Raw genomic sequence first — 26350 nt, forward strand, 5'->3', positions numbered from 1 at the left:
TTGAGCATGGAATGTCGCAAAGTACTGAACTTAAAAAAAATGATAAACCACTCAATTTTGATGAAATTCGTTTAGATCCAATTTCCCATATTCATCGAGAAAACAATCCTCAGTTTATTGCGTCTTTGGCACGTGGCCTTGAACTTCTGCGTTGTTTTTCTTTACAGCACCAAGTTCTTGGTAATCTCGAGCTGGCAAAAATGACAGGACTACCTAAACCTACCATTGCCAGAATAACCAATACGCTGGTTTGCTTAGGCTATTTAAAACAAATGCCAGATTCTCCAAAATATATGCTGGATATTGGCGTATTGTCTTTGGGTTATGCTGCGCTCTCGAATTTAACTGTGCGTAGTACTGCACATCGCTATATGGAAGAAATGAGCCAATATGCTCAGGCACCCGTTGCATTGGCAGCGCGTGATCGTCTAAATATGCTCTACCTGGATGTTGTTCAAACCAATAGTAAAATTCGTCGCCCGATTGGTTCCACCTTACCACTTTATAGCAGTTCTATGGGACGAGCTTGCCTTGCTGCGACACCAGAATTTGAACGTAAACGCTTACTTGAGGCCATTCAGAAGAAACATCCTGAAGAGTGGCCACAAATTGAAACGATGCTCAAAAAAGCATTCGAAGAGTACGCCCAGTACGGATATTGTTTGTCTCTGGGCGATTGGCAACAAGGCATTAACTCAGTTGCAGTACCCCTCGTCAGTTTAAAGCACGGCATTTATGTATTTAACTGCGGCTCGCCTTCTTATTTGCTCAGCGCAGAAAAATTAGTCGACGAGATCGGGCCACGTTTGAAATATATGGTGCATAGTATTCAAGATGCGCTGACTGAGAGCCTGTGATCTTAACTAAATCATGATACGCGCTGCCTCACACCTCACTGCATTATTAACCTTGCTGTACCACACGCTGATCTTTGAGCTGCGCAAGTTCTTGCGGCGAAACAAAACGCTGTAAGATAAGATCAGTGTCTTCACCCAAAAACGGCGGTGCTTTGGTGTATTGCACCGGAGTTTTTGAGAGTTTGATTGGCGAGCCAATCGATACATAGTCTTTCTTAAGCGGATGTTCAATTTGAACAACCATTTCACGAAAACGCACCTGCTCTTCTTCAAGCGTTTGTTGAAGATTATTGATCATGCCAACAGGTACTTGCACAGCATGAATCCGTTCTACCCAGACCTGTGCAGGCTTGCTCATAAAGTGTTGCTGCAAGATCTCTACAAGTACATCACGATGCGTCACTCTTCCCTTGTTTTGTTTGAATCTTGAATCTACAGCCAGCTCTGGACGCTCAATACTTTCACATAAGGCCTTAAACTGTTGGTCATTGCCACATGCAATAATAAATTCGCCTTGAGAGGATTTAAATACCTGATACGGTACAATATTTGCGTGCGCATTACCCAAACGGCCCGGTATTTTTTCTGAAGTTAAATAATTCATGGCCAATACAGAAAGTGAAGCCACTTGTGTATCGAGCAAGGCCATATCAATATGCTGCCCCTCACCGGTACTCACACGAGACAATAAAGCAGCCTGAATTGCAATCGCAGCGTATAATCCTGTGGTTAAATCTGCAAAAGCTAAACCTGCTTTTTGAGGGCCGCCACCCGGTAAATCATCGCGCTCCCCCGTCACACTCATCATCCCGCCCAAACCTTGAATAATAAAGTCGTAACCCGGCTCCTGAGCACGTGGGCCTTTTTGACCAAATCCAGTGATTGAGCAGTACACCAGTTTAGGGTTAATTTCTTTTAAACTTTCATAATCCAGCCCGTATTTTTTTAAAGAACCCGCTTTGTAATTTTCGAGTAGAACGTCACTTTCAAGTACCATTTTTTTAATGAGAGCCTGACCTTCAACGCTTGCCATATCAATGGCCACTGAATATTTACCGCGATTTGCAGATAAATAATAGGCTGACTCATTTGAATCTTCACCCTGATCGGTTTTTAAAAACGGTGGGCCCCAGATACGCGTATCATCGCCTTGAAATGGCTTTTCAATTTTGATGACCTCTGCACCTAAGTCTGCAAGAATCTGGCTACACCAAGGCCCAGCAAGTATACGGCTTAAATCCAACACCCTAAATCCTGTTAAGGCTCCCATAGCATCCCTCATTCTGTAATATATGCATCTGACACATGATTCATGTTTATATCAAATCAAAGTACCGCATAGCAAAATAATATTTTATTTAATTGTAAATACAATTTAAATTTATTACTCTTAAATTCTGTAAGCACAGCCATGGCCGTCTGGTTTTATGAGATCTTGTTCATTTTATACGCCTACATTAATACTCATGGCGATTGCAGCGGGAATTTGTTCGGGTAGTAATTATTTTAGCCAACCGCTTATTCATTCCATTGCGCTATCTCTTGCACTTCCAGAAACATCGGTTGCTTGGATTCCCACATGTGCTCAAATCAGCTATGCAATTGGTTTATTGGTGTTGATGCCACTTGGAGATCTGTTAGAAAAGCGTCAATTGGTGGTCATTTTGATGGTGCTTGCCGCTTGTGGACTGCTCATTACCGGAAGCGCAGATCGTTTGGGATGGATGATCGTAGGCACAATTTTAACTGGATTATTTTCAGTTTCTGCTCAGCTACTCCTGCCACTTGCAGCCAGTCTGGTGCCTATTACACAAAGTGGCCGTGTGGTTGGTTTTTTAATTAGCGCACTCATGCTTGGAATTTTATTAGCTCGATCATTATCTGGTTTGGCCTCTACGCTCTGGCACTGGCAAATCATTTATGTGATCAGCGGAATCGCCTTGCTCATGATTGCATTTATGTTGTATCGCAAGCTCGATGTGTTTCCCGCCACACAGCGACAGAGCTATATGCAAACGCTTGTTTCTATTCCAGTATTATTAAAAAATTCACCCTGCTTGGCCCGGCATGCCGCACTTGGTTTTTTAATTTTTGCGAGTGTGAGCATGGTATTTACAACAATGTCTTTACTACTTGCGCCTGCGCCCTATCATTTTTCTGATTTTAGTATCGGACTGTTCGGATTTGTGGGCATTTTAGGAACTTTGGTTGCAAATCTGGCTGGTCATCATTTAAATGAGCGTAATGTCCACTGGATATCCTATATCTCTGCTGGTGGCTTTATTGGGAGCTGGATCCTCTTTTTATTTTTATCTGTCTCTTTCAAATTTTATATTTTGGCAACTCTTTTGATTTATGCCTCATTATCGGCGCTTCATGTCACCAATCAAAGTATCGTCTTTCGATTGAATCAGGTGTTGAAATCACGCTTTAACGCAATTTATATGACGGCTTATTTTTTTGGTGGCGCACTCGGCACAGCGATCGGAAGTTATGCTTGGCGACATTCAGGATGGCATGGCGTATGTTTGATCGGCATTGGTTTTGGAGGTCTGACCTTATGGATTGCCTACCTCGACAGTAAAAACACTTCACTGCCAAAGCAGGCTTAACAGCATTAAAAATCAGCGTGATAGTGAAAAAATCAGCTAATTTCTGTCTTGATGTTATTGACCATATGCAATAAGCGCGGTGCAATATCTTCTTCGAGTTTCTCTCGCTTCATAATGAAACTTGGCCCACCACAATTAAATACCAGTAATCCATGTTGCTCATGCATGAGTGGCACCGCAACCGAATTAACATCCTTATGCCAGTCGCCTATCGAAAAACAGTAACCAAAATCTTGGTAATCACGAAATGCTTTATCCAGATCACGATTAATTTTAATCCAGTCTTCTTTATGCTTGCTACGAATCGCGTTTAACAGAAAGTCGCGCTCATCTTCAGGCATAGCAGCAAGACAGGCACGCCCCATCGAACTGAGGTGAATGGGTAAATACGTTCCGACCTGACGGCGCATGGTAACATTACCTTTACCTTGCACAACATCCAGATAAATCATGTTGAGTCGATCGCGGGTCGACATGGCCACAGCAGCACCAGCATAATCGGCCAGATCTTTCATATAGGGCTGAGCAATTGAACGGATGGATACATTGGAAAGCATGGAATAACCAAACGCCAAGACGCCAACAGACAATTGAAATTTGGTCGAATTGGGCACCTGACGAATATACCCCAAACGCGACAAGGTATGTGTCAAGCGAGTAATTGTAGGTTTGGGCAAGCCTGTCATCTGTGACAATTCTTGATTACCTAAATGCGGTTGTTTGGCAGAGAAACAGCGCAATAATTCCAGACCACGCGCCAAAGCCGTGATAAATTGTCGGTCATCTTCATCTTGCATATCTTCGATGGGATGAAGCAATTCATGACGCAGCGGGGCTAATAATTTTTCATTATGTTCAATGTCATTTAAATCTGTCATAAGAATGAGTGCACTCAACTCAATTAATGTTTCGCATTGCGAAAATTATAATCTAATTATTCTGGGAATAGCAAAAGAAGCGACAAATGCCCAGCCTCTTTTACTCAATAATTCAAGCTAACTATTCAATCACGCCTTGCTGCGATAATTTTTGAAGCTCATCTGAAGATAAAAAACGCCCAAGTACTGTTTTGGTATGCTGCCCCAAAGTGGGTGGCGCAAGTTTGTACTCAACTGGTGTTCTCGACATTTTAATAGGTGAACCCACAATGGTGAGCTCATCTCGCTGAGGATGCTCCATCTTGATCAGCATATTTCGCTCTCGTACCTGTGGCTCTTCAAAAGCCTGCTTCAAATCATTAATTAGCCCAACGGGAACATGCGCAGCATGAATTTTTCTCACCCATTCATCGGCCTTTTTGGTTTTAAAATGATGCGCTAACTCTGAAATAATTTGCTCTCGATGTGCGATCCGGTCGGCATTACGTTTAAAACGTGGATCTCGTGCCAGATCTGAACGATCAATCGCGGTGCATAAGTTGATAAACTGTGAATCGTTACCACAGGCTATAATAAAATCCCGATCAGACGCCTGAAAGACTTGATACGGAACAATATTGGCATGCGCATTGCCATAGCGAACTGGAATTTGATCCGATGCCAAATAATTCATGCCTTGATTGGCAAGTGTTGCGATTTGCACATCGAGCAAAGCCATATCGATATATTGACCAAGTCCGGACGTATATCGATCTATGATCGCAGCTTGAATGGCAATGGCCGCATATAGGCCCGTGGTAATGTCTGAAAATGCAATCCCAAGTTTTTGCGGGCCGCCACCGGGTAAATCGTCTCTCTCACCTGTAACAGACATCAGACCGCCCATACCCTGAATGATAAAATCATAGCCCGGCTCTTGTGCACGTGGGCCAGTTTGACCAAAACCGGTGATTGAGCAATAAATCAGCTGAGGATTTATTTCCGCCAAGGTTTGATAATCTAAACCATATTTTTTCAGTGAACCCGCTTTATAGTTTTCAATCAAAACATCAGATTCTTTTGCAAGTTTGCGAACAAGCTCTTGCCCTTCAGGTGTAGAAATATCAATGGCAACCGAAAGTTTATTGCGGTTGGTCGACTGATAGTAAGCAGCCTCTTGGGTATTTTGGCCTGTGTTGTCTTTCATCCAAGGTGGCCCCCAAGCACGCGTATCATCGCCTTTTTTTGGCCGCTCAACCTTGATGACCTCGGCGCCCAAATCTGCAAGTACTTGACCACACCACGGGCCAGCCAAAACACGAGTTAAATCTAAAACACGGATTCCTTGAAGTGCACCCATTCTTATTTCCATTATTATGGCGTATTAAAAGTTAAACACTAGCAAAATATTTCGCATAGCGATATGAAAAATCAATAATACAGATATTTAATGAAACATCAAATTGATTTAAAAACTGAATAAAAGATTAAATCTTCTAACACAAAAGATTTGTAAGCAAAAACATCATCTTATATAAGAAAATACTATACCGCATAGCGATATTTAATTTTATTTTAATTGAAAATATAATTTTCTTGTTTTACTATCCGGAAAATTCATCGATTTCATCTCGCACTGCCATTAATGCTAACGAGATATATCGGTTGTTGTGCTTAAGGAACAGAGCAGTGAAAAATATGAAAAATAAGGTTAATCTCAGCCCTCATACATGGAAAATCGCATTCTTTTTTGCTTTTCTTGCCCTTTTAGTCGATGGTGCCGATCTGATGTTGCTGTCATACAGCCTTAATAGCATCAAGGCTGAATTCCAATTAAGTTCTGTTCAAGCAGGTATGCTCGGTAGCTTTACCCTTGCGGGAATGGCAATTGGTGGAATTTTCGGCGGTTGGGCCTGTGATCAATTCGGGCGAGTTCGAATTGTTGTGATTTCGATTTTGCTGTTTTCAGTGCTGACTTGTGGACTAGGACTTACACAAAATTTTATACAATTTAGTATCTTAAGGTTTTTTGCATCATTGGGTTTAGGCTCACTTTATATTGCCTGTAATACTCTCATGGCCGAGTATGTGCCAACTCGCTACCGTACAACTGTTCTGGGTACACTTCAAGCGGGCTGGACGGTTGGATATATTGTGGCAACTCTACTTGCAGGCTGGATTATCCCGGATCATGGCTGGAGAATGCTATTTTACGTTGCGATCGTGCCAGTACTTATTGCAGTATTGATGCATTTTTTAGTTCCCGAACCACAAGCTTGGTATCATTCTCGCAACGATTTAACTGGGCAAGATACCAACACGCAAGAGAGTGCGTTAAAACGCATTTTTGCAGACCCAAGAAACCGTAAGATGTTTATTTTGTGGGCTTTAACTGCGGGTTTCTTGCAATTTGGCTATTATGGCGTAAATAACTGGATGCCCTCTTACCTTGAAAGTGAGTTAGGCATGAAGTTTAAGGAAATGACTGCCTACATGGTCGGAACATACAGCGCAATGATCTTGGGTAAAGTTCTTGCAGGTTATATGGCAGATAAACTTGGACGGCGTTTTACCTATGCCTTTGGTGCCATTGGAACTGCAATTTTTCTTCCACTCATTGTGTTTTACAACTCCCCAGATAATATTCTTTTCCTTTTGATTGCGTTTGGCTTCTTATATGGTATTCCTTACGGCGTGAATGCCACCTATATGACAGAAAGCTTCCCTACCCATATTCGCGGTAGTGCTACAGGTGGCGCATACAATGTGGGTCGTTTGGGTGCGGCAATTGCACCTGCGACGATTGGCTTTTTAGCCTCGGGCGGCTCCATCGGCTTAGGCTTTTTAGTCATGGGCGCTGCCTATTTGATTTGCGGTGTAATTCCAGCATTATTGATTAAGGAAAAACAATACGATCCGCAGCAATCATAATGTCTAATATTGCCCTTGGGCACATCAGATACAGGCCAGCTTTAAGTGGCCCGTATAATAAGCGTGTTATTAAGCGCTTCAATATTATTTTTTAGGTAACAGTAGTCCTCTCGAGGGCTACTGTTAAAAACTACATCCAAAATGAAATAATCAGCATAATTGCACCTAAAATGGTGAAATAGCTTAATACACTGGCAAGATTGGTTTTGTACCCAGGTATCATTTCGAGTGGTGTAAGAGAACGTAGTGCTATTCGATACTGCTGGATCGAAAGAATACTGACCACAACGCCCATCACGATCACGATCACGCCTAACCAGCGATTGAAAATAATTTTGTCGTGATAACGCACTGGATCAATCAAATGTACCAAAAGTGTCGATTTTTCAATTAAAAAACCAAAAGCAATCAGTGCAAGACTGCTTCGGTTCCATGCCAGTAAAGTACGTTCAAGCGCGAGTAAAACGCGCGGATCTTCAAGATTAGACATAATTTAGACTTTAAAGTAATTCAAAGGAAGTTTGAGGTAACGCTGACCATTGGCTTCCGGTTCTGGAAATTTCCCCGCATTCATATTGATCTGAATCGCCGGTAAAATAAGTTTGGGCATTGCCAATGTTGCATCACGCGCCTGACGCATTTCGACAAAATCAAATTTAGATGTACCTTCATGTATATGCACATTGTAAACCTTTTGCGTACGCACATCAGTTTCGTACACATAGTCTTTTCGGCTCTCTGGCAAATAGTCGTGACACAAAAACATCCGTGTGGATTCAGGCAGTTGATATAAGCGTTGTACCGAGTCGAATAACTGGCTTGCACTGCCTTTAGGAAAATCACAGCGCGCGGTGCCGTAGTCTGGCATAAACAGGGTATCTCCTACAAACACAGCATCGCCAATCACGTAACTTAAACAAGCGGGCGTATGCCCTGGCGTTGGAATATTGTAAGCCTGTAAATTACCAATTTGAAACTGCTCACCGTCCTTAAACAAATAATCAAAAGTATGCTTTGCTTTGAATGCTTCTGAATTTAGATGATAGATGTGGCTAAAGGTGTCTTGTACCGTACTAATTTTTTCACTCATGGCGACTCGGCCACCCAGCTGCTCTTTTAAATATTGCGAAGCCGTTAAATGGTCAGCGTGTACATGTGTCTCAAGAATCCAAGCAATACTAAGGCGATGTTGATTGACATACTCAACAATCTGATCGGCATGTACGGTCGATGTGGTTGCAGATGCAGCATCATAATCCAGCACGCTGTCTATGATAGCACTGATTTTGGTGTCTGGATCAGTCACTACATAGCTGAACGTCTTGGTCGACTCATCAAAAAATGCAGTCACTTGCGGCTTCATAAGAGACATGGGCTTATACTCCAAACCATTTACGATGAATATACATGCCAATCAGCATGGCAACCACAAAATACAAAACCTGAAAGTGCCCAAGCCCAATCAATGTCAATGCAGGTGCAGGACATACACCTGCGATACCCCAGCCCACACCAAACAAGATCGCACCAATAATGAGTTTTTTATCTATTTGCTGATTTGAAGGCAAATCAATTTTTTCACCTAACCAAGTTTTTGGGTGTCTGATGGCGCGCTGAAACGGCAGAAATGCGACCACAATAGCACCCAGCATAACAAAGGCAAGGCTGATATCCCAATTTCCAAATAAGTCTAAAAAAGACAAAACTTTAGCAGGGTTCGACATACCAGAGATTAACAGACCCAAAGCAAATAAAGCACCAAAAGCAAATGCAAGGAGATTTTTCATTAGAATCCTCCAATGATATGACGTAATACATAAACCGTGATAAAACCGGTGAGCATAAAGGTAAACGTTGCCATAATTGAGCGTAATGACAATCGACTTAAGCCACATATGCCATGTCCACTGGTACATCCTGATCCTAAACGTGTACCAAATCCCACCAGTAAACCCGCAACAATCAGTATCAATGGATGACTATTAAGCTGAATTTTTGGTTGCCAGAATAGCCCGACTACAAATGAGGTGAGAATGAGTCCAGACAAAAACCAAAATGCAGGTGACTTTGTTGGCAAGCCCGAACCGAATTGTTGTGCAATCAGGCCACTAATGCCGGCAATGCGCCCATGAACATATAGATATCCAACAACAGCAAGCCCCAGAAGCGTACCTCCAAAAAAAGCCAACAGAACTTCGTGCATGTGCTTAGCCTCACCAAACAATATATATTTTTATAATATATTATTTTATAATTTGTTCAAGTTATTTTTTAAACCCTATGTGCTGCTTATGTTGCTCTACAATCTTTAACCACGCTTGCGTAGCACTAGTCATGGGTACGGAGGTATTCCATGCCATACTTAAGGTCCAGCGTAGCGGTGTGTTGATCAAAGGGATTATCGTAAATCTGGAGGCATCAAGTTGATCACAATAAATTTTTGGCAAAAGTGCAACACCCATCGAAAACTCGACTAGCTTGGCAATAAAATCCCACTGACTACTTTTACATACAATTTTGGGTTGAAAGCCTTCAAGTTGTGCTGCTTGTAAAATTAAATGGTTCAGGGTAAAGCTATCGTCGTATAACAAAAATGATTCTTCACGTAAATCACTCAATACCACAGCTTCATGATGTTTCCAGTATGAATCTTTTGCTGCAAGTAAATACAGTGGAGAATCGATAATGGGTATGGTCGCCAGTACCGGATTGAGATGACTCAATAAAATTCCAACGTCAATTTTTTTCGCTAAAATCGCCTGCTCAATGGTATTGGAACCCACTTCTAAAAAACTTAATTCAATGTTGGGATACTGTTTATGAAACATTGCAATTAAAGGAGTAAGTAGAACCGAGCCTAAAGGAGGTAAACCTAAAGTTAACTTGCCCTTTTTGAGCTGCTTGATATCTTCTAGGGTTTCATAGATTTTCTTTTGTTCAGCTAAAATTTTTAATGCATGCTGATAAACGAGATCACCAGTATAGGTCAGTTCAATTTCACGCTTACGCCCTGCCTCGCCTTTTTTAAATAGTGCTGTTCCGAGTTCATTCTCTAAAAGAGAAATGGCCTTACTTACGGTCGGTTGAGTTACAAACATATGTTCAGCCGCAAGTGTAAAACTTTGCGATTGAACAATCTGCACAAAAATTTTTAAGGCTTTAATATCCACAATCAAACATTCCAATACAGCATAATTATAATTTTATTATTCATAATTTGATATAAAAAGTCGATTTAAACTAATTACATCACTTTCTCCCGCATAAGTTTAGGATACTTCTGGTGATGAACTCACGTTATTCGGTTTTGGCAAAAATAAGTTTACAGATCGGCCTTTTGATCATGCTGTGGTGGATAGGATCACTGATTCAAAAGCTGTTTCAACTTCCGATTTCGGCAGGTGTGATTGGGTTATTTTTGGTGTTGCTCGGATTACTCAGTGGAACTTTTAAGCTGAACTGGATTAAATCGGGCTCAGATTTTATTTTGAGCGAACTGGTTCTATTTTTTGTTCCCTGTGTGGTCGGGCTAATGAACTATAAAGTGCTTTTTCTTAGCGAAGGCTTGCAGCTCATCACGGCGGTCGTACTTGGTACAGTATGCGTCATGCTTGCAACCGTATATACAGTCCATTTGTGCTTTAAGCTTGAACAATGGCTTCAACATACGTTTCGCTTTGGCAAAGGTAACAGTAAAAGTGAGTCATTGTCATGATGCTATCACTTTTGTGTTTAATCGGAACCTTCGCTGGTTACGTGCTGGTCAAAGCCCTACACCAACGCTTTCCCTATTTACTGCTTTCACCCGCCATATTATTGCCGGCCATCATCATACTTATATTGGTGGCTTTCAATATTTCCTATAACACCTATATGCAAGATAACCAGTGGATTGTGTGGATGCTTGGCCCAGCTACTGTCGCGTTTGCTATTCCAATTTATGAATATCGGGGTATCATCCGTCGTCATGCATTGGCAATCGGACTCGGAATATGTATTGGTATGACGGCGGGTATTGTGAGTGCATTTTATCTGGCAAGATGGTTTCATTTTGATGAGCAAACCACGCTTAGTTTAATGTCGCGCTCAATTTCGACACCATTTGCCATGGCACTCACGGCACACATTGGTGGATCGGTGCAACTGGTGATTGTTTTTACCATGATCACCGGAATTACAGGCATGGTACTCGGTGATGTGGTATTGGCGATTTTGCGCTTACGCTCTACGCTGGCACAAGGTGCCTCTTTAGGCAATGCAGCGCATGGTTTTGGCACCAGTAAAGCCTATGCCCGGCATAAAGATGAAGGCGTGATTGCCAGCCTCACGATGGTACTTTCTGGTATTTTTATGGTGGTGGCTGGTCCGAGCCTGATTCATCTGGTCATCAAGTTACTAGGTTAATTGAAACACTCATCACCTAAGTCGGGTTACAGCAAGTAATAGCCAAGCAAAACAAAACTTAAAATGAGCATAGCTTCAACAATTTCAATACTCGCCCCGATGGTATCTCCTGTGATGCCATCGATACGTTTGATAAAACATCTGCGCAAAAAAATAATGGTCGTTATCGAAACCAAGACAGCCAACATACCTCGTAAGCCCCAGTTGATACCTCCCAGTGCAATCAAGATTGAAATCAAGTATGCATATAATCTAGGAATTTTTGCCGCAACATCGCGCCCTAAGCCTTTTTTGCGTACATAAGGTGTGCTCAAAAACAATAATATAGGGACTGTGCGGCTCAGTGCCAGCACAAAAATTAAAAATAGTGTCTGACTTTGCATCAAAAGCAAATATACACAGCACAATTTAACAAGAACCAGCGCAATTAAGCTTAATACACCTATAGGCCCGCATGCAGGGTCTTTCATAATTTCAAGCGTTCGGGTTTTGTCTCCAAAGCCACCCACCCATGCATCGGCGGTGTCTGCCAAACCATCAAGATGCAATCCGCCTGTCAGACCTATCCAGAAAAGCGTTATGAACACTGCTGTTAAAATGGTTGGCACTGGTACAAGAAGCAGCGCCAGAGCGTATAAAAGCCCACCTAAAAGTAGCCCAACCACAGGATAAAACAATACAGCTCGCGCATTTTCTTCTGCTGTCGGCATGCGATCAAGCTGTACAGGTAAAATCGTCAAAAACTGTAAAGCAATCCAAAACGGCATCATTGATACATCTCTTGAATCATTAACTGATCATCCTGAGTGCTTAATTGCAGTGTAACCAGCTCACCTAAAGGTGCTTGCATGCTCAAGAGCACGTCTAACGGGCGCTGCTGCGCAAGACAGCGTAATAGTTTGATTACCCCGCCATGCGTTACCACCAAAGCATGCGACTGATGCTGCATCGACATCAGTTCGATGAGTTTTTTCAAGGCATTTAAAACCCGCGTTTGAAAATCGATTAGCCGTTCACCTTGTGGAGCACTGTACTGTGTAGGACACTGCCAGAAATTTGCCAATTCTTCGGGTGATTGCTCATATATGGATTGGGTGGTTTTACCTTCCCACTCACCAAAATACATTTCTTTAAGTGCCTCAACTTCTATATATGGACACGCCAAGCGCTGTGCCAAAGGCGCTGCAAAGTAGGCACAGCGTAATAAAGGCGAACTTACAATCACATGCCAGTTTTGGTTGCTATGTGTATCGATTGATGCCTGCATCTGCGCAAGCCCTTCTGCTGTCAGTGCATCATCGATATGACCACGTAAAGTATGCCCTTGCTCGGTGGCTCCGTGGCGCAATAGATCGAGTTGAATGATTGGCAGATTCATTTCGGTTAGCCTGTATGATCCGACACAGCCGCTTGAGCAAATGTGGCCATTTGATTGTGCAAGCTGCATGCAAGCTTAATCAAACCAAGCGCTGCACCCGCCCCACTTCCTTCACCTAAACGTAAATTAAGCTGGAGCAGTGGAGTTGCATTTAATGCTTCAAGCACCCGGCGGTGCCCGTATTCGGCAGAGGCATGGCCAAAAATCATCCACCGACGAACATCTGGATTTAAATGTACAGCACAGAGTGCTGCTACCGAACTGATAAAACCATCCACCACCATCGCGATTCCTAATTGAGCTACGCGTATATAGGCACCTGTCATGGCAGCAATTTCAAGCCCGCCTACTGCACACAGTGATTGAAAGGCATCACCTTTTGCTTCTCGATGTAGATTCAGCGCAGTTTGAATCACTGCCTTTTTGTGTTTAAGTTTATCTGCATCGATACCCGTTCCTACGCCTGTGAGCTGATCTGGATCTTCATTTAAAAGTAAACAGGCTAACGCAGCAGCCGCACAGGTATTTCCAATACCCATCTCACCTGCAATGTATATATCTGCTTGGGCGGTCTGGGCTTTTTCAACACTTTCACGCCCTAAATTTAATGCCTGTTGACACTCGAATGCCGTCATGGCTTGGGTTTGAATAAAATTTGCTGTTCCTGCACGAATACAATGGGTTTCAACACCATCGATGTGATAAGCCTCACCCACCGTTCCGCAATCAATCACCTGTAAGTGAGCAGCATGTTCACGTGCGATCACACTGATACATGCACCACCTGTTGCAAAGTTTTGTAGCATCTGGCGCGTGACCGCTTGCGGAAAGGCCGAAATCTGCTCTTGCATAATGCCGTGATCGCCTGCAAAAATGCTGATCCACGGCTTGCTCAGCTGCGGATGAGGTGTACCTTGTAATCCAGCAAGCTGAATCACTATCTGCTCAAGCATTCCAAGTGAGCCTGCCGGCTTTGTCAATTGAAGCTGTCGCTGCTCGGCCATTTGCTGTGCAATTTGATTTACAGGTGTAATCTGTGCCATCCACCAATTCACGATGCCTCTCCTTTTAAACACATTGCAAAACCCGCAACACAAAACTCTACTTTATCGACCACCTCACCTAAACGCTGGTGTAATCGGCCTGACTCATCGACAAAACGGCGGCTCAGTTCCCCCATCGGAACCACACCAAGGCCTGTTTCATTACTGACCATAATCACATCCGATTTTAAAGTCGGTAAGATTTGAACCAATCGATCGCATTGCTGTGACTGAAAATGCACATCTTCTGTGATTAAAAGATTACTCAGCCATAACGTTAAGCAGTCAATCAGTATCACTTGGTTGTCATGATCATGTGCCAGCAACTGATCGACTAAATCGAGTGGTGCTTCCACTAAGTTCCATTCGGCGGGCCGTTGTGATTGATGATGGCGAATTCGCTCCCGCATTTCAGCATCTCGCGCTTCTGCGGTCGCAATATAAATCACAGGACACGCAAAGGATTTAGCAGTTTTCTCTGCATGTCGACTTTTTCCAGAGCGTGCGCCGCCCAAGATCAGCTGTAGCATAGATCATTCCAGATTAAAACAATAAAGTGAATGTAACGGGCCTTGCAGTGTTTGCGCACTGTAATAACCAAAATGGATGTGATCAAATTCGAGTTCTACATCAAGTGCTGCACATGCATCCAAACGCTGCAAAACATCTTGTCCCATCACTTTTTGAGCGTAAAGCCCCAATGTAATATGCGCACAGTATCTTTGCGCAGCCACTTCAGTATGTTGAGCTAATCTTAAAGCGGATCGGATCGATGTGAGTTGATGCAGTGAGTCACTCACCTGCACAAAAAGCGCACTTCCGAAGCTATTTACAGCGGTCAACTTTAGTGTGATCGAATGAGATAAATTTAAAGATTCAAGCTGTTGCTGTTGTTTGACAAACAATGACTGTGGAAAATCATCGTTATAAATAGACTCATCACATGTCAAAAAACCGCCAATATACAATGTAATATGGTATTGGCGGTTTGAAGATTTTATTAAACAGTCCGAAAACTGATGACGGATCTGATCAAGCTGTTTGATTATCTCTGCATGTTTAACCTGATCAAGCAACAAATACCATAGTGCATAACGTGTGCGTCCACGGTGCCATTCGCTATAATCACGTTGCTCGGTTGGTATAACAAACTGATTTGGCTTGATAAACACATCATGGCACCGAAAACTTTAAGACCAATATTAAAACATGCTTTTAGATTCTGTAGTGCGCTTAAATTTAGAAATCAATTGTCTAGATCAAGCGCTTACAGCATGATGTTCTAATGCATCTTGCAAAAAACTCGTTGACAGCAGCTGTTCAGGGTTTTCATTCCATTCGGTTAAATAGTTTAGGATTTGCTGCTTGATTAGATGTTTGTGCTTGGCAGCGATATTCATAGCATCTAACGTTTGCTGTAAATGTGCCTGAATTGTTGCTAAAGGCTGCTTTTGCGCATGTTGTGCGTAGTAATAACCCAACGCTGCGCCAACAATTAGGACATCGATAGATTGGTCATGCTGAAGATTTATGGCAATCGAACCAAAAACACGTTCGGGATAACTGAGTTTACGTAAGGGATCGCGTGCCACACGTTCACATGGGTCTTTATAGGCGTATTGGCACGATTCGATGAAGCTTTTGGCCAAACGCTGTAAATCTTTTTCACGATGAGGCAACTGCCGACTCAATCCCGCCTGCACATTACCGATCAATGCATCAGCAAAATCCTTTACACGTGAATCTCCCATCGCAATTCCAATGGTGTCGTGTTCGAGCGTCGCTGCATACCAAGCGATCATGGCGTGTACACCGTTCCATAAACGATTCTTGATCAATTGAATATCTGTAATGTTATCTACTCGGATGACTTGCCTTAATTTAGCTAAAAGCGGACTGCAATTTTCTACATAAATTGGCATATCTACTTCGCTATTGAACAAAATCAGATCCATCGTTTGCAAAATATGGCTTGGCTGAAAATTTCGACGCATATCATCGATATACATCGCAGCTTGATGCTCTTGCTCACTCGATAACTTAGACGTATCTTCAATCTCGACATTATCGCATTCTACATCCGACTGATATTGCTTAAAAAAGTTGTATTTAATCTTAAGTTGTCGATATAAATTTTGCTCTGACAATTTTGAAACCATACGGTTAACCACCGTGTCGCAAAAATAATGCTGTTGCATGATTTGTTCTGCAATCTCAACGGTTGAAAGCTGAGCCAAAGCGTCACGGATATGATCGATCACCATCTTTTTAGCACCGACTTTATTTAAAATAATTAAAAACGTCAGTGGATGATGATTTTGCATTGTTTGGGAGGCATAACGTGCATAGAGGCCTTTTGCAATGATTTTGGCTTCATCTTGAATCGCTTGTTCGGGTAAGCATAACGCGATCAAAGACGATTCGAGGTACATATCCAGCATTTGTTGTTCATTATCGGCATCGATCACCGACATGTATTCTATACGCTCATCATAAGAACGCTGCCCATAACGGATACAGTAGGTACCAAATGCATTGACGGCTTCACGATATAAGGAATTTCTGGTGGAAGCCAAGATGCGCTGCGGTCGTGTATAACCATCCCAATGCGAAAGAATCTGAGCCAGATATCCGCCGCCGATTGCCCCAAAACCATGAATGCCAACAGTGAGCTGATTTAATGACTGCGGAAATGACGCATCGAGTTCAGGCATGTCCATGGTTGCGACAAATTGATCCAGATCATGCAAACAGTCGTACATGGTTTCGAAGTAAAAATTTGCTTTTGAAAGCATGTTGTCATTTGGCGTTTTAATGTCTTTGAGCAAAATGGTCACACCACCCGCTGCATGTGCAGATGAAATGCCATTTTCAGAATCTTCGAACATTAAACATTGCGTCGGCTTAAGGTTGAGCTGCTCTGCCGCTTTTTCAAAAATTTCAGGATGCGGTTTACCGCAAGTCACCTCATCGCCACAAACCAGCACATCAAAAAACTTATATACATTGGCATTAATCAGATATTCTTCTGCAATCGCACGGCGGCTCGACGTGGCAACTGCCATACGTAATCCCGATTTGCGTAAACGCTCCAAAACTTGCACCAAGCCTTTTTTAATCGGTACACCTTCGTTACGAACACGTTCGAGTTCGAGCACATCGGCTCGCTGGCGAATCTTTTGATAAGGAACGTGCTCGCCGTAGCGCTCTTTGGCCAACTGCTCTGCTGTGGTGGCACTTAAACCCAAACACTGCATTAAATAATCATCTGAAAAGCTCTGCCCAAGGAGTTCTTGAGATGCCTGTTTCAATGTTTGAAACCGAAGTCGTTCAGTATCAAACATTGTACCATCCATATCAAAAAGCGCGCCCTGAACAGAAAACGAGTGAAATATCAGCATATTTTTCCCCTTTGTTTATAATTTGTTGTTTTTTAGAGTAACCAATAAATCGTCCTTTGCGGGCTGATCTTAATAAATGAAACATTTTTGATTATTTTTTAAACAAAAAATAGGCTATTATTCAACATTTTTAATCAAATCAATCAGAAAATATTGTTTTTATACAAAAGCTATGAAACTAAATGTAAGAATTGGACAGCAGTCAAACACTGCTGCCCACGCAAAATCTGTTAAAAATTTGAAATGTTGTAGCACTGTTTCAATTTCAGATAATCATAAAAATAGCTATTCGGTGCGTAGCGAGCATAGTCACAATTCGATTTAAATAAGGTCTCTTTCTCGTTGTAAAGCATTTTGACCAAGGTATAACCTTGCGCATTTTGATAAATATCCCACTGCATATTGGCTGCCATTGGGGAAATATCTTCACCACGCCATGCGCTGTTGCTGTATGAATAAGTTTGGACAAGCGGTAACGGCGTCATCATGCCTTTGAGTTCAAACGCAGTCGCCAATGGGATGATGATTTCGGCATGTGCAAAACGTAAAACCGCTTTATGTGACTGCTGCTGATTCATCAGAGCATCGACTTGGTTAAAAAAGTCTTGCTTCAAGCCTTGAGCCATCATACTCGTAACCTGATTAGACTCGCTAAAACTTGGTCCTTTTTCATAAAAATCGTTGGCATCATTATATTCCGCATAAAATTTAGCTGCTTCTCGTGGCATATATTGAGCAAAATCTGTATTGACCAATTCTTTTTTCATGCCCGGTGCAATCGAATATAACTCATATAAATACGCCGCAGCATCAACTGCACTACTAATGGTATTCTTGCCTTTTCCTTTTTCCGTAACCACAGTGCCGTCTGGTGCTGTGGCTGAAAAAGAGCCCGTGTTGCTAAAGGTATAACCTGGCGTTCCCAACTTCTGAATAAATGCATCTTTAAAAAGTGGAGCTAGCACTGTCAGTGCAACTTGCTGCGCTTGCGTTTGACTAGAAAGTTGTTTGAGCTTTTGCTGTAACTGAAGATCATTGTTCTCAAAGTTTTGATAATTCATGCTGGCGTCAAAAATGCGTTGTTTAAAGCTTGAATTGATTTCGCTTGCATCAGTGTCTTTATTTAAGCTGTGAAAATACAGTAAGAAGCGGTCGACGCCCTGATCTTGAACAGTTGGACCAAGACTTGTATTTAAAATGGTATAACTTGCAGGACGAATTTTGCCCGACAAAGCGGCATTTTGGCGTATAAGTTCATTACTAAAAAATTTGGCACTGTCTACGGCTCGGTCTACCCCCGAACTTTGCACCAGAATATCCTGATTTCCCATCGCAGAGACATTAAAAAGCTGTGGTAAGCGTTGCAGCAAACGATCTGCAATCCCGCGATGCTCGTCTATCCCCAGTGCAGTTTCATTGCCATAACCCGGTTGGCGAATTCCCTCGACGCCGTAACCAAGGACGATATTGGCTTTCATCATCGCTTCAAGATCTGAGCCGAGCTTTTCTCCCAATGGTGTTAATGCATTGTCTGTCTTGGCCTGTTTCCAGAGATTGTACAATGCCAAGTCGTATTTCATACTCGATAGACCGCGCGAACCATGACGCGCAACCAGTTCTGTAAATACGGGCTCAAATCCAGCCGGTGCTGCCTGATAGCTACCAATGCTCTGCTGCGCCTGATACGGTGTTTTGGTCTGAAAATAACCAGATGTGTTGGTTGTAACTGAAGTTGTAGTAGTCGAATCATCATTCGAACTGTCATTACAGCCTGTCAGTCCGATCAACCCACTCCCCGTCAAGATCATCAAAAGCAGCATTCTTGTTTTCATTTTGTTTAGGCATTAAAAAAAGTTGACTGATTTTGCGCAGTCAAGATGTCATTTTAATGAAGCTTTCACGACCATTTAAAGACATTCATTTAAATATCATGAGATATCGAGTAAATCGGCAAATGCTGCGCCAAGAAGTTTGGACAAATCTTGTGGTGAAACGCCAATGTCTAAACCACGCTTTCCACCACTGACATAAATTTTGGGTTTATTGATCGCAGTTGCATCAATGACTGTTTTAAGTCGTTTCTTTTGTCCAAGCGGACTAATCCCCCCCACTAAATATCCAGTCAGCCGTTCCGCTTCTTTAGGATCCGACATATGTAATTTTTTACAGCCCAAAGCCGACGCAATTTTTTTTAGATTAAGCTGATGATTAACAGGTAATATCGCAACGAAATAGTTTTTGTCGTCGGTGACTAAAAGTGTTTTAAACACATCTTCGACATTCAGATTCAATTTTTCGGCGGCTTCCAGACCAAAACTTTTAGCCTGCGGATCGTGTTCGTATTCATGCAGACTAAATTCAATCTTTTGATTTTTAAGAAGCTTACAGGCAGGTGTCATGTTGTTTTAGTCCAGTTATTGAAAGCAAATTGAGTATAAATTCTTTTATATAGATTTTAAAATTACTTAGGCTATTTTAGGTAAATGCAGCATCAGCTTGTAAGTTATAAGTCAAAATGATAAGAATAAGTTTTAGATTGAACTAAAAAAACGAAAAATGCCTTCAATTTATCAATTAAAACCAGCGTTTCAGAATCTTTTACGACCTTTGGTAAAACAGCTCTATCACAAGGGAGTAACCGCCAACCAAGTTACAGTACTTGCAATGCTGATTTCTGTCGCTCTGGCAGCCTATTTGCTGCTACATGAAAATATAGCGCCTTATTTGATTTGGTTATTCATTCCGCTCTGGATGTTGGTGCGTATGGGTTTCAATGCTATAGATGGCATGTTGGCACGAGAATTCAACCAGCAAACCATGCTAGGTGCTTACCTAAACGAGCTGTGTGATGTGATTTCCGATACGGCGCTCTACGGCTGCTTTATCGCGTTTGGTTTTATCGAGCCGATACTTTTAGTGGCGGTCATTTTTATGGCTATTTTAAGTGAATATGCGGGTGTAATGGCGCCACTTATTGGTCAAGCACGACGCTATGATGGCCCCATGGGTAAAAGTGATCGAGCATTCTGTTTTAGTCTTCTTGCCCTCTGGATTGTTTTGGCAAATAAGTTGAATTCCATCATTTCAGAGCAGATCCTTCATTCTGTAGCAAACGGCCTTTTAGGTATTATGGCTTTACTTTTAATGATCACGATATCCAATCGAGTTCGACACGCAATTCATTCAAAATAATAAACAGGACAAAATACTATGCATCACAACAGTCATCATCAATTTATCACACATGACGGAACTACCCTGTTTTATCAGCGCTGGGCGGCGGCACATCAACCTGCAAAAAAAGCCATTGTATTATTTCATCGGGGTCATGAGCACTCTGAACGTATGACACACTTGGTTGAAGAGCTGAATCTTCCAGATTTTGATTTTTTTGCATGGGATGCCCGAGGACATGGTCAATCACCCGGCGAACGTGGAGATGCACCAAGTTTTTCGGCTTGTGTCAAAGATATTCAATACTTTATGCGACATATCGAAGCTGAGTATCAGATCAAAACAACCGATATCGCCATTGTGGCACAAAGTGTAGGCGCTGTTTTAGCTGCCACATGGGTACATGATTATGCCCCGCCACTTCGAGCACTGTGTCTTGCCTCACCTGCTTTTGATATTAAGCTCTATGTTCCGTTTGCAAAACCAGGCTTGTCATTACTCAGCAACATAAAAGGTAACTTTTTTATTACCAGTTATGTGAAAGCCAACATGCTAACGCATGACCGCGAACGCGCAACGGACTACGCTCAAGATCCACAGATCGCCAAAGCAATTTCAGTGCGCATGTTACTTGGGTTGTATACAGCTGCTCAACGTATCGTTGCCGATGCTCAACACATTTTTGTGCCTACTCAAGTGTTATGTTCGGGCGCAGATTTTGTCGTACATCGCAAACCACAACAGCTTTTCTATCAGCGACTGGCACATCCCAATAAAGAATTCCATATTCTTGAAGGCTTTTATCACGATACTTTGGGAGAGCAGCACCGCAATATTGCAGTACAGAAAATCCGCCGCTATATTCTCCAATGCTTCGCACACGCTTATACCGCGCCAGATATATTAAATGCCGATAAAGTCGGGCCAAGCTGTGCGACCGCTGAACAGTTAAGTACGCCTTTTCCTCGTAATTCGCTGAAACACTGGTTTTGGTCGATCACAAAGCAAAATTTAAAAATAGGCAGCCGATTTTCTAAAGGGCTTCAATTGGGTGAAGATACAGGATATGACTCAGGAAGTACCCTTGATTTTGTGTATCGCAACCAGCCAGAAAGCACCTCTATATTGGGTAAGCTGATTGATCGACAATATTTAAATGCCATAGGCTGGCGAGGAATTCGTATACGCAAGCAACATATCGAGCAGTTACTTATTCAATATGCAGAACAACTGAATCAATCAGGAAAACCGCTTAGGCTATTAGATATCGCCGCAGGTCATGGCCGATATATTCTCGATGCTATACAAAATCTCTCTGTGCGCCCAGCCCATGTGCTTTTAAGAGATTACAGCCCACTGAACGTAAATGCAGGTAATGCACTAATTCGCTCTCGTGGTTTGGACGATATTGCAGTATTTAAACAAGGTGATGCCTTTGATGAAGCCTCACTGGCGAGTATTGAGCCTAAAATCACTTTGGCGGTGGTCTCTGGATTGTACGAGCTGTTTAGTGATAATGATCTACTCAGACAGTCACTTCGTGGTCTTTCTCAAGCCATTGAAAAAGAAGGCTACCTTATTTACACCGGTCAGATCTGGCATCCTCAACAAGAATTTATAGCTCGTGCACTCACCTCACACCGTCAGGGAGATGCTTGGGTGATGCGTTTACGTTCTCAAGCCGAAATTGATGCGTTGGTAGAAGAAGCCGGATTTAAAAAAATTGATCAATGTATTGATGAATTTGGAATATTTAGTGTATCGGTTGCCCAAAAAATCAAATAGAGATCAGAGAAAGACGCATATGCAGCAAGATTTTGAACTACAGGCTGGCACATGGAAATGGGGACTTCTCTGTTTAGTTTTTTTAGCACCCTTTTTTTTCTTAAGTTATGGCTTTGCCAATCAATATGCCGACAATCTCCCTTACGTTGGAAGTATTGTATTTGACTGGGAGCATAAAATTCCGCTGTGGCCTTGGACGATTGTTCCATATTGGTCGATTGATCTATTTTATGGTTTATCGTTGCTATTGTGCTGGAATCGCTTAGAACTTAAACAACATGCGCTAAGATTATTCACCGCACAGCTAATTGCTGTAAGTTGCTTCTTACTTTTCCCGCTTAAATTTAGCTTTGATCGGCCCGCACTTGATGGTTTTTTTGGTGTTTGGTTTGATGTGCTGATGGGGTTTGACAAGCCATTTAATCAGGCGCCCTCTTTGCATATTGTGCTTCTGGTTATTTTGTGGGATTTCTACCGTCGGCATGTAGTTGCTCCATATAAATGGATCGTAGATCTGTGGTCCTTTTTGATTGGTCTTTCAGTGCTGACGACATGGCAACATCATTTTATCGATATTCCAACAGGTGTGTTGGCGGGCACCTTATGTATTTGGCTGTTCCCTTTTCATGTCAAAGCACCTTATCAAGCGGATGCACTTCAGTACCGTACATCACGGCACATTCGTCTGGCCAGTTATTATCTTGTTGGCGCTTTAGGGCTTAGCTTTATTGCATTTTATTATGCCAGCTGGACACTCTGGTTGCTCTATCCTGCCGTCAGTTTAACCATTGTCGGATTGGCATATCTGTTGGTCAGACCGCATTTTTTTCAGAAACAAGCCAACGGTCGCTTAACGCATTCAGCGACTTTATTGTTGGGGCCTTATTTGGTCATGGCTTGGCTAAATAGTCGACTTTGGACCAAAAAACATCCAGAAGATTCAAAAATTTTGACTTATCAATCTGGAAATCTTTATCTGGGTAGAATACCAACGTCATCTGTGGCAAAGAACTATACTGCATTATTTGATTGCTGCGCGGAATTGCCTGTTCGCACAGAAAAACATTATCAAGCATATTTCAGTTTAGATCTTATTCCGCTTCAACCCAAACAGTTAAAATATGCAGTGCGTATTTTTGATGATCTCGTTCAAAAATCTAAAGCAGTAGAAAGACCTTTTGAATTACTTGTTTTCTGTGCACTCGGTTATTCACGCAGTACCGCTATTTTGTGTGCCTGGCTGATTGATCAAAACTTTGCACGTGATCCAGAAGATGCACTACGTATCGTTCAAACGGAGCGACCATGGGTACGTTTGAACATTGAGCAAATGCAGTGTCTACATGACTATGCTCAAAAGTTGGAGTTTTAATCATGCATATGCAGTTTGTTGTACTCGCAAAAGTATTACAAAGCACCCATTCATTGTTGATGGCAGGCTATGTGGCTTTTGTGTTATGCATTTTATGTTTCTTTTATGCGCTCTGGCCAACAATCTGGATATGGGGTTATTTTGCTGTAATTTTTATTCTGATATTTAGTCATCTTTATGTCTCTATCCGTGTCAAACTCGATGCAGAACTCTTGCTTTACTTGGCTGAGCATGACCCCAAAATGCTAAATGAACGAACTCATGATCTGGATTTGGCTTTAATCGCGTTAAAGTTAATGCCAAACAGTAAAGCAGGTCGAACTTGGACAGAGCGTTTAAATGGATGCAAGCGATTATTTAAACTACAAATTGTTCTTCTTGTGCTGCAATACGCTATGTTAATGATGAGTTTGATTCAAATGCTATCTGGCTATTCATAGAGATAAAAATGACAATACCTGCTCAATCTGATCCTACTACCCGCACAAACTCAACAATCAGTCGACTTTTTGCGCGTTTAATTTCGCTCATTATTCGTCGCAGTGCACGGTTATTGACAGGTGCGCGGAGTGTCTGGTTAGGCTGTGCACCAGAAATGAAACAACGAATTTACTATGCCAATCACACCAGCCATATCGATTTTATTTTGCTCTGGTCATCACTACCCAAAGCGATTCGAAGACAAACCCGACCCATTGCAGCATCAGATTACTGGTTAAAAGATGGTTTCAGACGCTTTTTAATTCAAGATACATTCTCTGGTGTGACTATTAAACGCCAACGAGAACATCATGAAGATCCCTTACAGCCCGTCAAAGATGTGTTACAAGAAGGCTATTCGATCATCTTTTTTCCTGAAGGCACACGTAATTTAAACGATGATATTGAACTACTCGAATTTAAAAGTGGTTTATATCATTTAAGTCAGGCATTTCCCGAGGTGGAAGTTGTACCCGTATGGATTTCAAACCTGAAACGAGTCATGCCAAAAGGTGCATTTATTCCTTTACCGTTACTCTCTAGCGTCATTTTTGGATGTCCGTTGCAAGTATCTTCTGCATTAGACAAAGCCCATTTTTTAAGTCTTGCTCAAGATGAACTTCTTAAACTTAAACAGGCGGAATACCAATGATGGCGCATAATTTATATCAAACCTATCTGCTTTTTGCTATTTTTGCAGGCGTTTTGCTTATTGCATCGAGTATCGGTTTTGTTTTAAAGCAACGCGCTGGCACTCAAGCCTCCCCTGTGATTGATAATTTAAATGCACGTATTAATGCATGGTGGATCATGCTGATTGTACTTGCAACCGCTATTTTACTTGGAAAAATTGCATTTATTGTGCTGTTTGGGCTTATTTCGTTATTTGCTTTACGTGAATTTATTAGTCTACTGCCAACCCGACGTGGTGATTATTTCCCTCTACTCATTTCATTTTATTTTATGATTCCATATCAGTATTACTTGGTTTATACCGATTGGTATGGGTTATATTCTATTTTTATACCACTTTACGCCTTTTTACTTATTCCAATTGCAAGTTTAAAACAAGAAGATACCAAACATTTTTTAGAGCGAAGTGCAAAAATTCAATGGGGCCTGATGATCTGTGTCTTTTGTGTTTCTTATGTGCCCGCACTTCTTAATTTGAATTTAATTCACTTTCATGGAGATAAAATCTGGCTGGCAATGTGGTTGATTATGGTGGTGCAAGCTTCAGATGTACTGCAATACGTTTGCGGCAAACTCTTTGGCAAACATAAAGTTGCGCCTATTTTATCTCCGTCTAAAACGATTGAAGGTTTAATTGGTGGGGTTATACTGGCGAGCGCATTAGGTGTGGCCATGAAATGGTTAACGCCTTTTAATCTTTGGCAGGCAGCAGCAATTGGTTTAGTGGTATGTATTTTTGGCTTTTTTGGCGGACTGGTGATGTCTGCAATCAAACGCGATCGCGGTGTTAAAGACTGGGGACAATTGATTCAAGGTCATGGCGGGATGCTGGATCGTATCGACTCCGTTTGTTTTTCAGCGCCGATTTTCTTCCATATTTTGAGATACTGGTGGACTTAAAGCATCAATAGCAAACAAAATATTAATTAAAAAAGTGTTGGCATGCTTTACAGCGCATGCCGTGCTTGTATATAAATAATGGAACATTGATCACAAAAAACGCAATGAAAGCTGCTTTTTTGCCTTGAGTAAATGGCTCAATTTGCGTACTGTTGCATTTTGGGCATCGTACCGAAGTCAAATTCAGTTCATCATCTAGATCTTGACTAAAATCTTGAGAAATTAAATAACGTGCCGTGTCTACCTGCTCATCAGGCACTAAAACACGTACCCCGCCTAAAGCATTTGAATACAGCCAATACATATTAATCGTATGTTCATTTTCAATATATGCTGGAATACCAACCGATTCCAGTCGAGCCTTTGCAATGTGAGCCTCATAGGGAAATGAATACTGCGCAATAACCATCCACTTCATTTTTGATGTCCTACATTATTAGCTTGAGTGCAATTTCTTTCATAA

Annotated in this window: 28 protein-coding genes; 11 read left to right on the top strand and 17 right to left on the bottom strand. The window is 41.9% G+C overall.

Features of this window, described 5'->3' with window-relative positions; genetic code table 11:
- Window positions 1-11 precede the first annotated feature (11 nt).
- Complete coding sequence (locus KCV09_RS04945; protein WP_004947588.1) at window positions 12-857, top strand: IclR family transcriptional regulator; 846 nt, start codon at window positions 12-14, stop codon at window positions 855-857.
- A gap of 46 nt (window positions 858-903) precedes the next feature.
- Here the strand turns inward: KCV09_RS04945 and KCV09_RS04950 are convergent, their stop codons facing one another.
- Complete coding sequence (locus KCV09_RS04950) at window positions 904-2127, bottom strand: CaiB/BaiF CoA transferase family protein (RefSeq protein ID WP_212515631.1); 1224 nt, start codon at window positions 2125-2127, stop codon at window positions 904-906.
- A gap of 157 nt (window positions 2128-2284) precedes the next feature.
- Here KCV09_RS04950 and KCV09_RS04955 point away from each other — a divergent pair, with 157 nt between their 5' ends.
- Window positions 2285-3469 carry an MFS transporter gene (locus KCV09_RS04955; protein WP_212515632.1) on the top strand — a complete coding sequence of 395 codons (1185 nt, stop codon included), beginning with the start codon at window positions 2285-2287 and terminating at the stop codon, window positions 3467-3469.
- 32 nt (window positions 3470-3501) lie between these two features.
- Here the strand turns inward: KCV09_RS04955 and KCV09_RS04960 are convergent, their stop codons facing one another.
- Window positions 3502-4347 (bottom strand): IclR family transcriptional regulator, encoded by an 846-nt coding sequence (locus KCV09_RS04960; protein WP_004937849.1) that lies wholly within the window; start codon window positions 4345-4347, stop codon window positions 3502-3504.
- A 121-nt stretch (window positions 4348-4468) separates the two neighbouring features.
- The gene (locus KCV09_RS04965; RefSeq protein ID WP_004937852.1) at window positions 4469-5686 is read right to left on the bottom strand and encodes a CaiB/BaiF CoA transferase family protein; all 1218 of its coding nucleotides are present in this window, start codon (window positions 5684-5686) and stop codon (window positions 4469-4471) included.
- Between the two features lie 338 nt (window positions 5687-6024).
- On the opposite strand from KCV09_RS04965, the gene KCV09_RS04970 reads away from it, so the two are divergent.
- Entirely contained in the window at window positions 6025-7257 is a 1233-nt protein-coding gene (locus tag KCV09_RS04970) for an MFS transporter (RefSeq protein WP_212515633.1), read from the top strand.
- A 130-nt stretch (window positions 7258-7387) separates the two neighbouring features.
- Here the strand turns inward: KCV09_RS04970 and KCV09_RS04975 are convergent, their stop codons facing one another.
- The 5 genes from KCV09_RS04975 to KCV09_RS04995 form a co-directional block, all read right to left on the bottom strand.
- Window positions 7388-7747 (bottom strand): YidH family protein, encoded by a 360-nt coding sequence (locus KCV09_RS04975; protein ID WP_004937858.1) that lies wholly within the window; start codon window positions 7745-7747, stop codon window positions 7388-7390.
- 3 nt (window positions 7748-7750) lie between these two features.
- Window positions 7751-8629 (bottom strand): MBL fold metallo-hydrolase, encoded by an 879-nt coding sequence (locus KCV09_RS04980; protein WP_212515634.1) that lies wholly within the window; start codon window positions 8627-8629, stop codon window positions 7751-7753.
- 4 nt (window positions 8630-8633) lie between these two features.
- The gene (locus tag KCV09_RS04985; protein ID WP_076032406.1) at window positions 8634-9044 is read right to left on the bottom strand and encodes a DUF6691 family protein; all 411 of its coding nucleotides are present in this window, start codon (window positions 9042-9044) and stop codon (window positions 8634-8636) included.
- The gene (locus tag KCV09_RS04990) at window positions 9044-9460 is read right to left on the bottom strand and encodes a YeeE/YedE family protein (RefSeq protein WP_212515635.1); all 417 of its coding nucleotides are present in this window, start codon (window positions 9458-9460) and stop codon (window positions 9044-9046) included. Before KCV09_RS04990 ends, KCV09_RS04985 begins: the two co-directional genes overlap by 1 nt.
- Before the next feature lie 61 nt (window positions 9461-9521).
- Window positions 9522-10427 (bottom strand): LysR family transcriptional regulator, encoded by a 906-nt coding sequence (locus KCV09_RS04995; RefSeq protein ID WP_076032405.1) that lies wholly within the window; start codon window positions 10425-10427, stop codon window positions 9522-9524.
- Between the two features lie 116 nt (window positions 10428-10543).
- Here KCV09_RS04995 and KCV09_RS05000 point away from each other — a divergent pair, with 116 nt between their 5' ends.
- Both KCV09_RS05000 and KCV09_RS05005 read left to right on the top strand, forming a co-directional pair.
- On the top strand, window positions 10544-10972 hold the full coding sequence (locus tag KCV09_RS05000; RefSeq protein ID WP_004937870.1) for a CidA/LrgA family protein: 429 nt from the start codon (window positions 10544-10546) through the stop codon (window positions 10970-10972).
- Complete coding sequence (locus tag KCV09_RS05005; protein ID WP_055415434.1) at window positions 10969-11661, top strand: LrgB family protein; 693 nt, start codon at window positions 10969-10971, stop codon at window positions 11659-11661. Before KCV09_RS05000 ends, KCV09_RS05005 begins: the two co-directional genes overlap by 4 nt.
- A 26-nt stretch (window positions 11662-11687) precedes the next feature.
- On the opposite strand, the gene KCV09_RS05010 is transcribed toward KCV09_RS05005, so the two are convergent.
- The 8 genes from KCV09_RS05010 to ybaK form a co-directional block, all read right to left on the bottom strand.
- Window positions 11688-12431: an adenosylcobinamide-GDP ribazoletransferase gene (locus KCV09_RS05010; RefSeq protein ID WP_212515636.1), complete on the bottom strand. Its 744-nt coding sequence runs from the start codon at window positions 12429-12431 to the stop codon at window positions 11688-11690.
- Window positions 12428-13039 (bottom strand): histidine phosphatase family protein, encoded by a 612-nt coding sequence (locus KCV09_RS05015; RefSeq protein WP_212515637.1) that lies wholly within the window; start codon window positions 13037-13039, stop codon window positions 12428-12430. Before KCV09_RS05015 ends, KCV09_RS05010 begins: the two co-directional genes overlap by 4 nt.
- Window positions 13040-13044: 5 nt before the next feature.
- On the bottom strand, window positions 13045-14094 hold the full coding sequence (gene cobT / locus KCV09_RS05020) for a nicotinate-nucleotide--dimethylbenzimidazole phosphoribosyltransferase (protein WP_212515638.1): 1050 nt from the start codon (window positions 14092-14094) through the stop codon (window positions 13045-13047).
- Window positions 14091-14612, bottom strand: coding sequence for a bifunctional adenosylcobinamide kinase/adenosylcobinamide-phosphate guanylyltransferase (cobU, locus tag KCV09_RS05025; RefSeq protein ID WP_104125307.1), 522 nt, complete (start codon window positions 14610-14612; stop codon window positions 14091-14093). The genes cobT and cobU overlap by 4 nt, the downstream gene beginning before the upstream one ends.
- Before the next feature lie 3 nt (window positions 14613-14615).
- Window positions 14616-15254 carry a 2'-5' RNA ligase family protein gene (locus KCV09_RS05030; protein WP_212515639.1) on the bottom strand — a complete coding sequence of 213 codons (639 nt, stop codon included), beginning with the start codon at window positions 15252-15254 and terminating at the stop codon, window positions 14616-14618.
- 87 nt (window positions 15255-15341) lie between these two features.
- Window positions 15342-17483, bottom strand: coding sequence for a bifunctional mannitol-1-phosphate dehydrogenase/phosphatase (gene mtlD / locus KCV09_RS05035; RefSeq protein WP_212515640.1), 2142 nt, complete (start codon window positions 17481-17483; stop codon window positions 15342-15344).
- Window positions 17484-17713: 230 nt separating this feature from the next.
- Window positions 17714-19291, bottom strand: coding sequence for a histidine-type phosphatase (locus tag KCV09_RS05040; protein WP_212515753.1), 1578 nt, complete (start codon window positions 19289-19291; stop codon window positions 17714-17716).
- Between the two features lie 120 nt (window positions 19292-19411).
- On the bottom strand, window positions 19412-19882 hold the full coding sequence (gene ybaK, locus KCV09_RS05045; protein ID WP_004937900.1) for a Cys-tRNA(Pro) deacylase: 471 nt from the start codon (window positions 19880-19882) through the stop codon (window positions 19412-19414).
- Between the two features lie 157 nt (window positions 19883-20039).
- Between ybaK and KCV09_RS05050 the strand changes: the two genes are divergently transcribed.
- Genes KCV09_RS05050 through KCV09_RS05075 form a run of 6 tightly spaced genes read left to right on the top strand, consistent with a single transcriptional unit; the run spans window position 20040 to window position 25887 of the window.
- On the top strand, window positions 20040-20675 hold the full coding sequence (locus tag KCV09_RS05050) for a CDP-alcohol phosphatidyltransferase family protein (protein WP_212515641.1): 636 nt from the start codon (window positions 20040-20042) through the stop codon (window positions 20673-20675).
- An 18-nt stretch (window positions 20676-20693) separates the two neighbouring features.
- Entirely contained in the window at window positions 20694-22442 is a 1749-nt protein-coding gene (locus KCV09_RS05055; protein ID WP_212515642.1) for a bifunctional alpha/beta hydrolase/class I SAM-dependent methyltransferase, read from the top strand.
- A 19-nt stretch (window positions 22443-22461) separates the two neighbouring features.
- Window positions 22462-23814, top strand: a complete 1353-nt coding sequence (locus KCV09_RS05060) for a phosphatase PAP2/dual specificity phosphatase family protein (protein WP_212515643.1) — start codon at window positions 22462-22464, stop codon at window positions 23812-23814.
- 2 nt (window positions 23815-23816) lie between these two features.
- Window positions 23817-24254: a hypothetical protein gene (locus tag KCV09_RS05065; RefSeq protein WP_004937913.1), complete on the top strand. Its 438-nt coding sequence runs from the start codon at window positions 23817-23819 to the stop codon at window positions 24252-24254.
- 8 nt (window positions 24255-24262) lie between these two features.
- Complete coding sequence (locus KCV09_RS05070) at window positions 24263-24946, top strand: lysophospholipid acyltransferase family protein (protein ID WP_004937917.1); 684 nt, start codon at window positions 24263-24265, stop codon at window positions 24944-24946.
- Window positions 24943-25887, top strand: coding sequence for a phosphatidate cytidylyltransferase (locus KCV09_RS05075; protein ID WP_004947646.1), 945 nt, complete (start codon window positions 24943-24945; stop codon window positions 25885-25887). The genes KCV09_RS05070 and KCV09_RS05075 overlap by 4 nt, the downstream gene beginning before the upstream one ends.
- 22 nt (window positions 25888-25909) lie before the next feature.
- On the opposite strand, the gene KCV09_RS05080 is transcribed toward KCV09_RS05075, so the two are convergent.
- Window positions 25910-26305 (bottom strand): putative signal transducing protein, encoded by a 396-nt coding sequence (locus tag KCV09_RS05080; RefSeq protein WP_004937923.1) that lies wholly within the window; start codon window positions 26303-26305, stop codon window positions 25910-25912.
- Window positions 26306-26350: the final 45 nt, after the last annotated feature.

This window comes from Acinetobacter soli, assembly GCF_018139125.1.
In the GTDB taxonomy this organism is placed as follows: domain Bacteria; phylum Pseudomonadota; class Gammaproteobacteria; order Pseudomonadales; family Moraxellaceae; genus Acinetobacter; species Acinetobacter soli.

Coding starts and splice junctions, on each gene's coding strand:
- KCV09_RS05015 (WP_212515637.1), bottom strand. CDS start 13,039: ATGAATCTGCCAATCATTCAACTCGATCTATTGCGCCACGGAGCCACC.
- KCV09_RS04990 (WP_212515635.1), bottom strand. CDS start 9,460: ATGCACGAAGTTCTGTTGGCTTTTTTTGGAGGTACGCTTCTGGGGCTT.
- KCV09_RS05070 (WP_004937917.1), top strand. CDS start 24,263: ATGACAATACCTGCTCAATCTGATCCTACTACCCGCACAAACTCAACA.
- KCV09_RS04960 (WP_004937849.1), bottom strand. CDS start 4,347: ATGACAGATTTAAATGACATTGAACATAATGAAAAATTATTAGCCCCG.
- KCV09_RS05040 (WP_212515753.1), bottom strand. CDS start 19,291: ATGATCTTGACGGGGAGTGGGTTGATCGGACTGACAGGCTGTAATGAC.
- KCV09_RS05075 (WP_004947646.1), top strand. CDS start 24,943: ATGATGGCGCATAATTTATATCAAACCTATCTGCTTTTTGCTATTTTT.
- KCV09_RS05065 (WP_004937913.1), top strand. CDS start 23,817: ATGCATATGCAGTTTGTTGTACTCGCAAAAGTATTACAAAGCACCCAT.
- KCV09_RS04985 (WP_076032406.1), bottom strand. CDS start 9,044: ATGAAAAATCTCCTTGCATTTGCTTTTGGTGCTTTATTTGCTTTGGGT.
- KCV09_RS04970 (WP_212515633.1), top strand. CDS start 6,025: ATGAAAAATAAGGTTAATCTCAGCCCTCATACATGGAAAATCGCATTC.
- ybaK (WP_004937900.1), bottom strand. CDS start 19,882: ATGACACCTGCCTGTAAGCTTCTTAAAAATCAAAAGATTGAATTTAGT.
- KCV09_RS05000 (WP_004937870.1), top strand. CDS start 10,544: ATGAACTCACGTTATTCGGTTTTGGCAAAAATAAGTTTACAGATCGGC.
- KCV09_RS05050 (WP_212515641.1), top strand. CDS start 20,040: ATGCCTTCAATTTATCAATTAAAACCAGCGTTTCAGAATCTTTTACGA.
- cobU (WP_104125307.1), bottom strand. CDS start 14,612: ATGCTACAGCTGATCTTGGGCGGCGCACGCTCTGGAAAAAGTCGACAT.
- KCV09_RS05060 (WP_212515643.1), top strand. CDS start 22,462: ATGCAGCAAGATTTTGAACTACAGGCTGGCACATGGAAATGGGGACTT.
- KCV09_RS04950 (WP_212515631.1), bottom strand. CDS start 2,127: ATGGGAGCCTTAACAGGATTTAGGGTGTTGGATTTAAGCCGTATACTT.
- KCV09_RS04945 (WP_004947588.1), top strand. CDS start 12: ATGTCGCAAAGTACTGAACTTAAAAAAAATGATAAACCACTCAATTTT.
- KCV09_RS04980 (WP_212515634.1), bottom strand. CDS start 8,629: ATGTCTCTTATGAAGCCGCAAGTGACTGCATTTTTTGATGAGTCGACC.
- KCV09_RS04955 (WP_212515632.1), top strand. CDS start 2,285: ATGAGATCTTGTTCATTTTATACGCCTACATTAATACTCATGGCGATT.
- KCV09_RS05005 (WP_055415434.1), top strand. CDS start 10,969: ATGATGCTATCACTTTTGTGTTTAATCGGAACCTTCGCTGGTTACGTG.
- KCV09_RS04965 (WP_004937852.1), bottom strand. CDS start 5,686: ATGGGTGCACTTCAAGGAATCCGTGTTTTAGATTTAACTCGTGTTTTG.
- KCV09_RS04975 (WP_004937858.1), bottom strand. CDS start 7,747: ATGTCTAATCTTGAAGATCCGCGCGTTTTACTCGCGCTTGAACGTACT.
- KCV09_RS05080 (WP_004937923.1), bottom strand. CDS start 26,305: ATGAAGTGGATGGTTATTGCGCAGTATTCATTTCCCTATGAGGCTCAC.
- mtlD (WP_212515640.1), bottom strand. CDS start 17,483: ATGCTGATATTTCACTCGTTTTCTGTTCAGGGCGCGCTTTTTGATATG.
- KCV09_RS05055 (WP_212515642.1), top strand. CDS start 20,694: ATGCATCACAACAGTCATCATCAATTTATCACACATGACGGAACTACC.
- KCV09_RS05010 (WP_212515636.1), bottom strand. CDS start 12,431: ATGATGCCGTTTTGGATTGCTTTACAGTTTTTGACGATTTTACCTGTA.